The organism is Arcobacter roscoffensis (genome assembly GCF_024267655.1).
Classification (GTDB): Bacteria; Campylobacterota; Campylobacteria; order Campylobacterales; family Arcobacteraceae; genus Arcobacter_B; species Arcobacter_B roscoffensis.
On sequence record NZ_CP100595.1, the window covers coordinates 457,844 to 472,242 of the forward strand.

Consider the following 14,399-nt stretch of genomic DNA (forward strand, 5'->3'; position numbering starts at 1 on the left):
TCAATATCATTTAGGTATAATTTTGAGAATCATAATCAAATAAATATTACAAGATACTTAGCTAATTTTATTCATGACAAGAAATAGGCTCTTTTCTAAAAGGCTTCATATAGAAAAGTTTAGATATAATCACCAAAAATTTTATAGATGAAAGATTAAGATGATTGATATAAGATTACTACAAAGAGATTTTGAAAATGTTGCTGCTGCACTTACAAGAAAAGGTGTAGATTCAGAAATTCTTGATAACTTAAAAGCTATTTCAGAAGAAGCAAAGCTTAAAAGACAAGAAATGGAAAATGTTACGGCTGAGCAAAATAAGCTTTCAAAAGAGTTTGGAAGATATAAAAAAGAAGGTCTTGATATTGCACCACTTCAAGCAAATATTAATGAACTAAAATCTAAAAAACAAACTTTAGAGGATGATGTTAGAGTACTTGAAGAAAAACTTACTTCTATTGCTTTAGGCGTTCCAAATCTTCCAGATGAAAATGTTCCAGATGGAGCTGATGAAGATGAAAATGTTGTTCTAGAAACAATTGGTGAAAAACCATCTTTTGATTTTGAGCCAAAAGAACACTGGGATTTACCTAATGGATGGCTAGATTTTGAAAGAGGTGTAAAGCTTGCAAAATCTAGATTCTCTGCTATTAAAGGTCAAGGTGCAAGATTAGAAAGAGCTTTAATCAACTATATGCTTGACTTTAATAGACAAAGAGGTTTTGAAGAGTGGTATGTTCCTTTTATGGCAAACTCAAATACACTTCAAGGTACAGGTCAATTACCAAAATTTGAAGATGATTTATTTAAAATTGAAGGGGAAGATTTATACTTAATCCCTACAGCAGAAGTATCACTTACAAACCTTTATAATGATGAAATTGTACCAGCAGATGAGTTACCACTTATGCTTACATCTTATACTCCTTGTTTTAGAAAAGAAGCAGGTAGTGCAGGTAGAGATACAAGAGGACTTATAAGACAACACCAGTTTGATAAAGTTGAAATGGTTGCCATTACAAAAGCAGAAGAGTCAGAAGAAGTATTCGAAAAAATGGTATCTTGTGCAAGTGATTTATTAACATCATTAGGTCTTGCTCATCAAAAAGTACAGTTATGTACAGGTGACCTAGGATTTAGTGCAGCAACAACTATTGATTTAGAAGTTTGGTTACCAGGTCAAAATAAATTTAGAGAAATCTCTTCAATTTCAAACACAAGAGAATTCCAAGCAAGAAGAGCAAAAATCAGATATAAAGATGGAAAGAAAAATGTATTAGCTCATACATTAAATGGTTCATCATTAGCTGTTGGAAGAACACTTTTAGCTATTATGGAAAACTATCAAAGAGAAGATGGAACAGTAGAAATTCCTGCAGTTTTAAAGAAGTATATGTAAGAAATAGACGTAAGTCTACTTCTTATAGTAGTTTCTCAGGCTTCCCAAAGTAATAACCTTGTGAGTAAGTAACTCCCATTTCATTTAAGATATTATAAATACTCTCATTTTCTACAAATTCTGCAATAGTTTCAATTTTTTGTTTCTTTGCAAAAGTTACGATAGTTTCAACTACATTTCTACTATATGGGTCGGTTTCTATATTTTTTATTAAACTTCCATCAATTTTTAGAATATCAGGTGTATACTCTAAAAGTCGCTCAAAATTTGAGTAACCACTTCCAAAGTCATCAATAGCAATTTTTACATCACCTAGTTTTTTTACTTTTGCAATAAAATCTTTTACACTTTCAAAGTCTTTTATATTTTCATTTTCTAAAAGCTCAAAAATCACTCTACCTTTATATTCAGGTTTTGAAGTAAGCTCAATTAGTTTATTTTTAATATCTTCATTTTCCATATCTAAAACAGAGAGGTTGATACTCACACTATTTTCAATATGGTCTAGCACCTTAAAAGAACTTTCAATTACTCTATTTGTAATCTTAGTATAGTATGTTCCTTTTTTTGATACATCTAAGAAAAAGTAAGGTGATATGGTATTTCCATTTTCATCAATAAGTCTTACTAAAGATTCATACTTTGCAATTTCTTTTGTTTTATTATCAATAATCGGTTGAAAGTAAGAGACTATATTATAGTTATCAAGGGCTTTTTTTACCATATGAATTGTTTCTATATTTTTTTGTGCTCTTTCTTGAGCTTCTTCTACTAAGTTATTTGCAAATACCATGCTTTTATTATCTTCTAAAGCTTTTTCAATTCCATATTTTGCATTTTCATATACATTTTTTTCTCCAAAACAATAACTAATGGCAATTGATACATCATACTCAATATTTTCAAACTTTATTGTAGAATTTTTAGTGTTTTTTATAAGTGTTAGTAGCTCTAGTTCTATATTTATATTATGTTTCTCAATATTCTTCATACTATTACTAATAGCAAAAAGTCCATCTCCTAGCTTGAATATTTTCTCATATACTTTACAGTTTTTTTGAAAAAGACTTACTATTAAATCTTCAAATATTTCTTCGATTTTATAAACAGTTGCTGTATCATAAAACTTATCTAAAATGTCAAAATTCTCAATTTGTATTAATGCTAAAAAAGAGTTTTCATAAGACTCTAAAGAAGCAACTAACTGCTTTTTTTCACTCATGATTTCTGTTACGTCATTTCTTAGTGCCATATACTCTATAACTTCATTGTTTTGATCTAAGAGGGGCTTTATAGTAGATTTTACAAAATAGCTTTTTCCATCTTTTGCAAGGTTTTTTATAATCCCACTCCATGGCTCTTTTTTTATTTTAATTGTATGCCAAAGTTCTTTGAAAAGCTCTTTGGGGTTATCAGGATGTCTTACAACATTGTGATTATTTCCAATTAATTCTTCTTTTGAGTAGCCAGATATTTCACAAAAGTTTTCATTTACAAAAGTGATAACTCCTGAGGCATCTGTTTTTGAAATTATAGAGCTTTTATTTGTTATTTCTTGGTATTGTTTAAGAATAAGTAGATTTCTTTCATTTTGTCTTTTTAATGATGTTTTTTCAATAGCTTTTTTTACAACCTCAAATAGTTGTTGTGCTTCAAAAGGTTTTAATATAAAATTATCAACATTAAGTTTTATTGCTTCAAGCATAAATTTACTCTCGGAATGTGCTGAAACAATTATAGTAGCAAGATTTGGGTTTTTTTCTTTTAGTATTTTTAACAGTTCAATTCCATTAAGTTTTGGCATATTTATATCAGTGATAAGTAAATCAATATCTTTATGTTTTTCAAAAAGTTCTAAAGCATTTTCTCCATCTTTTGCAACTATTACTTCTTCAAAAATAATATTTAGTAATTTTTCTATTGCATCTCTTGTAAGGTGTTCATCTTCTGCGTATAAAACTTTGATATCACGGGCATTTTCTATTAGTTCATTAAACTGTGAATTCTTAAACATTTAATCTCTTTTTATTGTTATTAAAAGATTATATTATGATTATAATAAAAAGTTGTTAATGTGATTTGTTTTAAGGTAGTAAAATTCCAAGTTTTATCAAAAGAGGTTAAAATATATAAAAAGATAAAACTTGGGAATTGAATTAAACTGATAGTTTCGATTGTGTTTTTATAAAAAAGAAGCTTCATCTTCGAAAAAAATTGTTACAGCTACGTAATTTTTAACTAAGGAGAGATAATTAAGATAAAACCTCTTGTTTTATGGAAGAGATTATATCATAAAAAAAGTAAAAATGCTACTTTAATGCTACGTTTATAGTAAAAATTTCGTAATTTCTATTTTTAAGTTTAAATTAATTTTATAAATTACTCTAAATATTATTTAATAAGATAAAAATAGTAGATTAAAGAACCTTTCTATTTTTATATGCAAGTAAAATTGCTATTGTTATAATGATAAGGGTTATAGGAATAAATGTAGGTATTGGTATAGGATCGCCTGCTGCATAAGAGTGTTTTCCTGCAAGGTAGTAGTTTACTCCAAAGTATGTCATTATAATAGATGAGTAACTTATTGTTGAAAGTACTGCTAAAGTGAAATCATTAAGTAATCCTTTTATATATTTTAAGTGAATAATTATTGCATAAATGATTATTGATACTAAAGTCCAAGTCTCTTTAGGATCCCAGCCCCAGTATCTTCCCCATGACTCATTTGCCCAAATTCCACCTAAGAAGTTTCCTATTACAAGTAATACTAGACCGATTAGAATAGACATTTCATTTATTCTGTTTGCTTCTTTTATGCTTAGTAAAATATTAAAAAAATTCTCATCTTCTTTTTTAGGGTTTGCAAGAATAAATAAACATAAACAAATAAAACCTAATAAAGCACTAAGTCCTAAAAAGCCATAACTAGCAGTAATTACACTAACATGAATAGTTAGCCAATATGATTTTAAGACGGGAGTAAGAGTAGTTATTTGTGGTTCCATCCAAGATAAATGAGCTACAAATAGAGTTACTCCACTTAAAATAGTTGTAGTTGCTAATGCTAAATGAGATTGTTTTGAGAAAAATATTCCTGATAATATAATAGCCCATGCAATATAAATCATTGATTCATAACCATTAGACCATGGTGCATGACCACTTACATACCATCTAAGAGCAAGTCCTAGTGTGTGAATACTAAATGCAAGTACTAATAAAACAAGAACTACTTTGATAATTTTATTAAGTTCAATATTTGATTTAAAAATATTAACAAATATTAGAATAAGTAGAAAAAAACCTAAAAGTAAATAAAAAGGAGTCAATCTTTCAAATATGTTATATTTATTAAAAATTAGTTCAGCTTTTATTTTAAACTCATTTGGAATAATATGTTGTGCATTTTTTTCTTGATAAGCTTTTAAAGCTAATAAAGCTTTATTTACATTATCCCAAGAAGTTTTATTTTGACTTGCATCACTTAACGAAAAATAATAGTCTTCCATTAGATTTTTAATATGTTCAGAGTCCTGTGCTATAAGAAGTTTTATAGCTTCATTTATATTTAACCATTTATCATTTTTGTCATTAACTTTAGGAAAAACTCTTAAAAAGTCTCCTGTAAATAAAGTGTAAGCGATATTAAGTCTTTCATCTATTTTTATTAAGTCTTTATCAAAACTATTTCTAAGAGCTGGTTTTTTTGCATTTGCTTCTTCTAGTGCTATTTGAAGTTTATAATTTCCTTGTTGGTTATAAATATCATTAAAGCTAATTGTTTTACTTTTTTTATTAACTCCTATAAGTTTTTTTAGTTTAGAGTCTTTTATTTTTATAAAACTAACTTCCTGCCAAATTTTAGGATAAAGCATCATACTTAAGAAAAATTGATTTGCATCTAATCCATATAGTTGGTTTTTTCTACTGATTTTGTTGATAATTTCAATAGCTAAAGAGTTTATAGGTTTTATTCTTCCTTGATAGTCTTGTACTAATAAACTTCCAAATAGTTCTGAGTGATTTTTATCTATATTTAAAACATGAGGATTTTTATTTAAAATCAAGTTATTTGCATAACTTGTGATAGGAGTATAAAAAAATACTAGTGCCAAGAAAACTAAACCAAGGGCTTTTTTTGTATGGTAAGTTTTTTTTATCTCTTCAAGTGTATATTTTTTTCTAGCTAATTTCTTAAATCTACTTTTTTTAATAAATAAACTTAATAGCAATCCTGTAAAAAGTAAAAAATAACCTATATATGTAGGCAGTTTCCCTGGGTCTTTATTTACTGAAAGAATTGTGGCTGATTCATCTTGTTTATATGAAGATTGAAAAAATCTATAACCTTTGTAGTCTAAGACATTGTTCATAAAAATAGTATATTCTAAAGTATCTTTACTATACTTATCATAAATTTTTATATCACTTTCATATGTCGAAGGAGAATTTGAACCGGGATATCTTTTTAATCTAAAGTCATTTAATAGGATTGAAAATGGAAGCTCTAAAATTTTAGCACCCCATGATAAAGATATTGTTTCCTTATCAAGTTGTACATTTTTTGTAAGTCCCTTTGTTGAACCACCTTTTCCAAATAATGACACTTGTTGTGTTTTACCTTTATATTCTAAATCTAAAACTACTGCATTTAGTTGTATTTCTTTTGGTATGTTTTTGTTAGCACTCACTGTTTTTAAAATACCTTTAGTAGTTGCCTCATTTACCATAAATTGAGTTTGTCCAACTTTATATATTTGCTCTAAAATTAAAGGTGTATCTGTATTAGCTTGTAAAGTTTTTACTTTCTTAAAATCCTTTGTGTAAACCTTTGCTTCAATATTTGTTTTTATAAAAATGTTTTTATCTTTAGTTTCAAATATGATTGTAGGTTTTGAGGTTTTTATCTCTTTATTTAAAGCAAATACTAAAAAGTTGGTTTCTATAGTATTATTGTTTTCTAAATCAATACTTTTAGTACCCATTTGTTCTGATACTATAATATTAATAAGTGGTTTACCATCATTTGATGGAACAATTTTTTCTACTGCATTTTGCATATATCTATTAAATTTTATGGTTAACTCATTTTTATTTATAAAAGTATTAAAATTAACTGAGCTTTGAGATAATGGTGTCATTAAAACTTTTTTATCATATATAATTTTATCACCATTTTTTATTTGTATATATTCATCATTTGAATACATTTTATTTTCTAAACTTCCTTCAGGAATTGTCATATATGCTTCATATCCCATATATCTTGTTAAAGCAGCACCTAAAAGTATAAATACAAATGAAATATGTATAAAAAAGATAAAAAATTTATCTTTTTTATACATTTTAAACCAAACAATATTAAATACAACACCAACTACTAAAATAAGCATTATTAGTTCAAACCATGTTTGTCCATATATAAAAGATTTTGCCCCTAAAGGTCCAAAATCATTTTCAACAAAAGTTGCTAATGCACAAGAAACAGCCATAAAAAATAGTAAAACTATCATTGCTTGCATACTAAATAAAGATTTGAGTGTTTTTTTCATAATTGATCCATATATAACTGTTTGTAGTTGTATTAGTTTTTATATTAAAAAGAAATAGAAAATAAAAAAGAGGGATAGCCTCTTTTTTATTTTTAGTTATAAGAAGTTTTATCTTCTAAATTTTTAGTTGACTCTGGATTATATAAACCTTTTTTTTCAGCTTCTTTTTTCCACTCTTGCATTAAACCTTTTTGGAATTTTTTCTTATCCTCAACAAGTTTTTCAAATGGTAAACCAATGATTTCTTGTGCTTGTTTTTTATCTTTAATTTCAGGTGCTACATAATCACTTGCTCCATATTTAGCTAATACTTTAGCTAATTTTATTCTAGCATTTCCTGCTTTTTCTATAGATGTACCTAATATCTTTAATGTTTCTTCTGGTGCATGGAAGAAAGCAGGGTGTGAAGCTACTGCATAGTCCCATCTCCATTGAGCGTGTCTTATGTCTTTTAGTATAGGTGCCATCTCTTCTTTTGTTGCTCCAATTTCCCAAGCTTTTCCAGCTTCTAAGTGAGCATTTGCAATAGCTGTCATAGCTTTTTGGTGTAAATTATCTTTTCTTTCTCTCTTTTTATTAATATTATCTAAAAGAGATTTTTCACTTGTTCTATGACAATTCATACAAGATTTATCCATATTTTCAAGTGGGTTCCCAATATTATGGTCTGTATATTTTATACCACCTTCTTGAGTGTAAGGCATGTGACAATCTGCACAAGAAACATTATTTCTTCCATGTGCTCCTGTTTCCCACATTTCCCAACCAGGATGTTGTGCTTTTAACATTGGTGCTTTAGATATTTTATGAGTCCAATCTTTAAACTCTAAATTATCATAATATTTTTCCATTGACTCTACTGAAGTTCCCTCACCCCATGGTAAAGTAACAACTGCAGCTTTTTTGCCATCAGCAAGAGGTGTTTTTTTGAAGTAGTATTCAACATGACATTGAGCACAAACCATTGATCTCATATCTTGTTGAGTTGCATCCTCTAAAGGTTTTTTCCCTGCTGCTTTAAGACCTGTATTTAAATATTCTCTATTTACTTGTAGCTCCATTGTTTTTGGATTGTGACAGTCAACACATCCAATAGGATTTATAATATCAGAACCATATTTAGACCACTTACCAGTAAAGTACTCCATATCACCTTCTTTATCCATTATTCTTGGAACATCAGGCGATTTACAAGTCCAACATGCTGTTGGCATAGGTCCTGTTTTTTCATCAACAGGAGCACCTGTTCTTAATGTGTTTCTATTATCTTCTATGGCATAAAAGTGCCCTCTTGGAGCATTATAATCTTTTGCAAAACCATATCCTGCCCATAAAACTACGAGTTCAGGATGTTTTTTCAGCATATCTTCTATTTCATCAGAGTGTTTTGTTTCTTTCCAAGAATCAAATTGTCTTGGATAGTGTTTTTTAAACTCTTCATTTTTTGTTTCCCATCTATCAATTTTGGGTACTTCTTTTAATTGTGCTTGTTCTACTTTTTTTTCATTAATTGAAGCTATTAACGCAGACATTAAACCAATTGCTATTATACTTATAACAAGTAGTATTTTGTATTTTTTCATAACGAACCTCTATTTCATTTGTTCTTTAATTCCAAGATTGTATGGAGTTGAAATTAAACTTCTAACTTTTCCATGTGGCACGTATTTGTGACACTCCCAACATTTCCTACTATTTTCAAGACTTCCTTCTTCTACATTGTGATATTTGTCAGCATTTATTTTTAGTGTCGCATTTTCACTTGCATGACATCTAACACAATTTGCTTGCACACGGCTTGCTCCATCTTCACCTATTTGAATATTATTCTTATAGGTATTTAGAGTGAATGCAACAGAGTGATTCCACCCATCTATTGCTTTAGCTTGATATTTAGCTATAGCATCCCCTACAGGTAGGTGACAATCAATACATCCTGCAACATTTTTATGTGAACTTTTTTCCCAAGTAGCATAAGCTGAATTCATTGTGTGACAATTGATACAGGCTTTGGGGTCACTTGATAAATATGACAGCATATTTGATGCATAAACAGTGTAAACAAAAAGAGAAGTGGCAATAAGAAGACTTAAAACTGAGCCATAAATTACAACTTTCTGATTTTTTTTCATCAATAATCCTTTAAGTTACATTGTAATTATAAAATTTATATTTTTTTAAAATCTTGATTTAGGTCAAGAGTATGAATAGCTATTCAATTTTTAATAAGTATTTTTTATTTTACTTTTTTTAAAAATAAATATCTGATTGTATTATTTGTGTCAGAAGTTCCTAAATATAGGCTTTTAAGTCCACATAAGTATAATATTTTTTTATATTAAAGAAAACTAGTTTAATATAATTTAAATTTGGTAAAAATTTATTTACTTTAATGCTTTGTAATTAATATGTAACTATTATGAAAAATATTATTAAGCTTAAATTGAATTTTGTTATTAAATCTATTTAACAAATACTTTACTATCATATAATTTTCCATCAATTCTTACTTCAAAATATCCTTTAGTAATATTAAAATGTTTAAATGTAAACTCTTGAGCTATTTTGATTTTATACTTATTATAAATGGGAATAGATTTCAAAAAATGACCTCTTGAATTACCTATATTTACTTGAGGAGTAGTTATGTTAGATTTTGAGAAAACAACTACTTTTGAATAACATAATCCTTCATAATCATTTTTTGTTTTTCTTAGATGCTGAATATTTTCACCATCACCATTTCTATCAAAAATTCCAATAGCATAGGCCTTGATATTTGGTGTGGCAAAAAGTTGTATTGTTAGCGATATTATTAATAGTATTTTTTTCATATTTAATAATACAATAGAATTGTGAACAAAATATAAATTAGTTTATCTTTTCATAAATCACTTTTCTAACATAATCATTTGTTTTTAGTCTTAATTTATCATATTTGATCTGGTATTCTAGTTTTTTTTCAAAAGTAATAGGAGTTCTAAGTGATTTATATTCAACTAATTTATTTTCTTTATGTACACCAGATATTTCTGCATAAACCCAATAAAATCCTTGATCTTTTCTAAGATTTTTTATATATCCACTCCATTTAGTATTTTTTTGTAAACTTTCCCATAGCTCTTTAAATACTGTTTTAGGCATATCAGGATGTCTTACTATATTGTGATGCTCGCCAATTAATTCATCAGCTTCATAACCTGAGATTTGAGCAAAGGTATCATTTACATAAGTAATAATACCTTTTAAATCTGTTCTTGATACAATAATTTCATTTTTAGGAACGATAGTTTCACATAAAAAATGACTTGAGTTATATTGCATATTATTCTCCTGTATTATCAAATACTTTTGTAAATCCTATTAAGTCTTTTCTTTTTAAGTCACCATTATAAACTATATCTTTTGGATCAATGTCTTTTTCATTTAGAATTTTTGGAACAGCTTCTGCGTTATTAAGTACTTCTAGGTGTGAACTTAACTCTTCTTCACTATAGGCCATTTGCATATCAGCACTTGCTACATGAGGGATACTTTCAATAACTTTTAACTTTTTTAGTTCCTCTTCAACATTTTCACCTTCAATTGTGATAATTACTTTTCCTGATTCATCATGCATATGATAATCACATGCCTCACATTTTTTTAATGATTCCACAACTTCATCTATATACTTTGGTAATGTTTGTACTACAATACTTGAAATATTCATATCTTACTCCTTAATTTTATAATAGTTTATTTTTTTGTCATCACTTGATATAAAAAGCTCTTTTTCATTGATAAAAAGAATTTTTGAAATAATTGCTAGATTTTCAATTAGTTTAAATTTCTTTATCTTACTTTTTGTATCAAAAATTAAAACATTGTTTTCTTCATCATAAGCTATGCCTACTTTTTTACCACTTGGGCTTAGTCCTACACTATAAATCAAAAATGGTGCATTTATATATTGTGCTTTATTGTTTAACTCATCATAAATAACAGCTCTTCTATCTTGTCCTGCTGTTGCTATAATATTGTTTTTTGTATCAACTTGAAAAACATTATCTAGATTCTGATTTTTAAATTCTTTAATTACTTGAAGGTTATCTGTGTTTAGCATTTTTAAAATACCACTTTCATCAGCAACAATAACACTTTTTTTATTTTCATTTAAAACAAAATCAGAAAACTTTGATAAGGATACATCTACTTTTAGAACTTTTTTCTTTGATTTTATATCATATATATAAAGTTCATTTGATAGTAATGAAAAAATCATTCTATTTTCATCTAAAAACTTTGCTTTTGCAATGAACATTCTTTTTTTATCTGAGATAATAGTTGTGAATTTACCATTTTCATAAATAGTTAAATTCCTTCCACCTTTTTCACCTTGTGAAACACTTAGAATTTTATCTTTTAATATATCTATACTATATATTTTTGAATTAACTATATCCCCCATAAAATCTTTAATTTTAGGGAATAGAATAGTTGAAACTTTTTGTTTTGTTTGTATATTAAATATATCTATGCTTGAAGCATCACTAGCGGCATAAATCTTATTTTCTTTAACTATAAGTTCAGTTACAGCTCCACTTGCTTCATATTGAAATAAAGGTTTTATTTCATTTGCATTTAAAGTAGTAAGTAGAAAAGTTAAAAAGAAAAAAAACTTATTCATATGCAAGCCCTTTTTTATATTATTTTAATTGCACTTGTAGGACAATATTTAATACAATATCCACAAGAAGTACAGTTTTCATTTATTTCAGGTCTAAACATTGCTAGAAAATCAATAGCATCATCTAAACATGGGTCTTTACATGAAAAACACATTGTTTGATTCCAACTTAAACAAGATAATGGATCAATCTCAATTTTAACAGCTATATTTTTTTTATCTTCGATATTTAAGACTTCATGTTCACAGGCATTTGCACACTCATCACAATAGGTACAACCACTATTTTCAAAACTAATAGCTGGCGTTTCATTTTCTAATATTAAAATTATATTTTCTTCACAAACAGTACTACATTTTTTATCACTACATTCAATACAGTTTGTTAAAAAAACTTCTTTATTTCTAAAATAAGGAGGTCTTATAATTTTCTCTTGCTTTTCTTTTTTTGTAAAAGATGAAGCAAGAGAACTAAAAAGTTCTCTTCTTTTCATATTATTTTACACCTTCATTAATTGTATCAATTAAGTTAGATTTTTCATTAAGTCCTTTGCTTCTAAATTCAGCTTGGAATTCATTTTTAGGAACAAGGTTTCCTTCTGATTGTGGAGCATGACATTGTGAACAGTTAAATCTTGAACCTGATAATGTATGAAGTTCTTTACTTACTGTTTTTAAATCACTTGTATTTTCTACTATTTTACCTTCTTTAACTATTTTACCATTCTTAGCTAAAGATGTTTCTGGTCTAAAGTCTGTAAAGTGAGACTTAGGAATTGGTGTTGCTCCCATAGACTGTGCTATTGCAGGCTCATGGCAAGCTGTACATTGATTATTATTAATAGTAATTGGTAACATTCCTTCAACACTGTGAGGAATCATTGGAGGAGCATTTTCAAAAGCTCTTTCAATCTTAGTACTTGTTCCTGCTGGTTTGTCAGAATATTTTGTTTTATCACCTGTTGTATTAGATTCTGTGTATAAATCTGTTTTTCTTAAACCTAACGACTCTTCACTTACTGTTTTATTTGCTGTTGCACACCCTACAGTAAATATTGCTGCAGCAGCTATGATTGCTATTGTTACTTTACTGAACTTCATTTTCTCTTTCCTTTATTAATTTTCTTATGGAAAAGTTTAGTGAATCATCATCACACACTTCAACACATCTTCCACAGTTTGTACATTCAGCTCCCATTATAGGTGCTGATTCTTTTGTAATAATATGTAAAACATGGCTTTCAGGACAAACCTCTTTACATTTCATACAAGCTGTACAAGCCTCATGATTATGATGAACTTTAAAAAAACTAAACCTTCCTATTTGTGAATAAACACCACCTAAAGGACAAATATGTCCACACCATCCATTTTTTAAAACGAATAAGTCAAAAAGAAATATTACTAATATTGTTGCCCAACCAAAACCAAGACCAAAGATAATTCCTCTATGTACCATTGAAATAGGAGAAATCAATTCAAATGCTGCTACACCCATAAAAAATGAAATTATAAAACTAATTGCAATAAGCCAATATCTTATATTTTTTGAAGCAGGTTGCTTTTTTTGAATCTGATTAAAACCTAATTTTCTTCTAAGAAAATTAGCTAAGTCTGTAATCATATTTACAGGACAAACCCAAGAACAAAAAGCTCTTCCTCCAATTATCATATAAAATAAAATGATTAAGAAAGCTCCTAAAATAATGTCAAATGAAATAGTGGCACCAGCCACAAACATTTGCATTACTGCATAAGGATCACTTAAAGGAACTAATTCTAAAACGAGTGAACTACTTAAATTTCCCATTAAGATATTTATTCCATATACATTAGCAATAATATATAAAACCATTATTGTAATTTGTGTGATTCTTCTAGCAATAAGAAATCTATATTTTTTTATTAAAGTTTTCATTAATATAAATCCTCCATACCGCTATTTAAAGAATCAAGTGCTGACTTTTCATTTATGCCTGTTGTATTTTTTTTACTTGTAGCATTTTCAAGTCTTTTCTCATCATTCTTATCCCAGCCTTTGATGTAGTAATCACCTGCTTTTCCTAAAGCTGTTTCTCTATGAAGAACAAAGATAGCTGCTTTTTGGGTAACACAAGCTTTTTCACATAAGCCACAACCTGTACATACATCTGCATGAACAACTGGCTTTAAAAATGCATGTTTTCCGGTTCTTTCATTTTTTGTATATTCAACACTTATTGCTTCACCAAGTAAAGGGCAAGCTCTATAACAAGCATCACATTGAATACCCCAAAATGCTATACAACTATTATCATCAATAACTGCAACACCCATTCTAGATTTATTAATATCTAGTTCATTTTTCTCATTTTTTACAGAATTTAAATTAAGTGCATCTGTAGGACAAACAGGTACACAAGGAATATCTGTACACATATAACAAGGAATATCTCTTGGTTCAAAGTATGGTGTTCCAAGAGGCTTGTTATCACCTGGTTTTGCTAGTCTTAAAGTATCAAAAGGACATGCTTCAACACACATACCACATTTTATACAAGTTGCAAGAAAATCATCTTCTTTTAAAGCCCCAGGTGGTCTTAGTATAAGCTGTGAAGCTTTTACTTCATCTACATAGGCACTCCAAGTAAGACCTCCTAATACTGCAAGACCTGTAGCTCTTGCAATATTTAGAAAAAATCTTCTCCTCTCACTAATTGGCTCTTTTTTACTAGCTTTCATTTTTGACTCTTTTTAATTGAAGGATTGTATATGCTTTCAACAATACACCCTTCTT

The 14,399-nt window shown here is 28.0% G+C and carries 13 protein-coding genes; 1 reads left to right on the forward strand and 12 read right to left on the reverse strand.

The annotated features are described in order from the left end of the window. Positions 1-160: 160 nt before the first annotated feature. Positions 161-1,399, forward strand: a complete 1,239-nt coding sequence (gene serS / locus NJU99_RS02280; protein WP_254577119.1) for a serine--tRNA ligase — start codon at positions 161-163, stop codon at positions 1,397-1,399. Positions 1,400-1,421: 22 nt separating this feature from the next. Here serS and NJU99_RS02285 read toward each other — a convergent pair whose 3' ends face one another. The 12 genes from NJU99_RS02285 to napG form a co-directional block, all read right to left on the reverse strand. Continuing rightward, positions 1,422-3,413, reverse strand: a complete 1,992-nt coding sequence (locus tag NJU99_RS02285; RefSeq protein WP_254577120.1) for an EAL domain-containing protein — start codon at positions 3,411-3,413, stop codon at positions 1,422-1,424. A 403-nt stretch (positions 3,414-3,816) separates the two neighbouring features. Then, entirely contained in the window at positions 3,817-6,954 is a 3,138-nt protein-coding gene (locus tag NJU99_RS02290; RefSeq protein ID WP_254577121.1) for a cytochrome c biogenesis protein, read from the reverse strand. A gap of 92 nt (positions 6,955-7,046) precedes the next feature. Next, positions 7,047-8,537 carry an ammonia-forming cytochrome c nitrite reductase gene (gene nrfA / locus NJU99_RS02295; protein ID WP_254577122.1) on the reverse strand — a complete coding sequence of 497 codons (1,491 nt, stop codon included), beginning with the start codon at positions 8,535-8,537 and terminating at the stop codon, positions 7,047-7,049. A gap of 9 nt (positions 8,538-8,546) precedes the next feature. Continuing rightward, on the reverse strand, positions 8,547-9,086 hold the full coding sequence (nrfH, locus tag NJU99_RS02300; RefSeq protein WP_254577123.1) for a cytochrome c nitrite reductase small subunit: 540 nt from the start codon (positions 9,084-9,086) through the stop codon (positions 8,547-8,549). A gap of 330 nt (positions 9,087-9,416) precedes the next feature. Continuing rightward, positions 9,417-9,788 (reverse strand): hypothetical protein, encoded by a 372-nt coding sequence (locus NJU99_RS02305; RefSeq protein ID WP_254577124.1) that lies wholly within the window; start codon positions 9,786-9,788, stop codon positions 9,417-9,419. 37 nt (positions 9,789-9,825) lie between these two features. Continuing rightward, entirely contained in the window at positions 9,826-10,278 is a 453-nt protein-coding gene (locus NJU99_RS02310; protein ID WP_254577125.1) for a PAS domain-containing protein, read from the reverse strand. A gap of 1 nt (position 10,279) precedes the next feature. Further along, complete coding sequence (locus NJU99_RS02315; protein WP_254577126.1) at positions 10,280-10,666, reverse strand: chaperone NapD; 387 nt, start codon at positions 10,664-10,666, stop codon at positions 10,280-10,282. A gap of 3 nt (positions 10,667-10,669) precedes the next feature. Beyond that, the gene (locus NJU99_RS02320) at positions 10,670-11,623 is read right to left on the reverse strand and encodes a WD40 repeat domain-containing protein (RefSeq protein ID WP_254577127.1); all 954 of its coding nucleotides are present in this window, start codon (positions 11,621-11,623) and stop codon (positions 10,670-10,672) included. A gap of 14 nt (positions 11,624-11,637) precedes the next feature. Continuing rightward, positions 11,638-12,117, reverse strand: a complete 480-nt coding sequence (locus NJU99_RS02325; protein WP_254577128.1) for a 4Fe-4S binding protein — start codon at positions 12,115-12,117, stop codon at positions 11,638-11,640. Between the two features lies 1 nt (position 12,118). Continuing rightward, positions 12,119-12,724: a nitrate reductase cytochrome c-type subunit gene (locus tag NJU99_RS02330; protein WP_254577129.1), complete on the reverse strand. Its 606-nt coding sequence runs from the start codon at positions 12,722-12,724 to the stop codon at positions 12,119-12,121. Continuing rightward, entirely contained in the window at positions 12,711-13,541 is an 831-nt protein-coding gene (napH, locus tag NJU99_RS02335) for a quinol dehydrogenase ferredoxin subunit NapH (RefSeq protein WP_254577130.1), read from the reverse strand. Before napH ends, NJU99_RS02330 begins: the two co-directional genes overlap by 14 nt. Continuing rightward, entirely contained in the window at positions 13,541-14,344 is an 804-nt protein-coding gene (napG, locus tag NJU99_RS02340) for a ferredoxin-type protein NapG (protein ID WP_254577131.1), read from the reverse strand. The genes napH and napG overlap by 1 nt, the downstream gene beginning before the upstream one ends. Between the last annotated feature and the right edge of the window lie 55 nt (positions 14,345-14,399).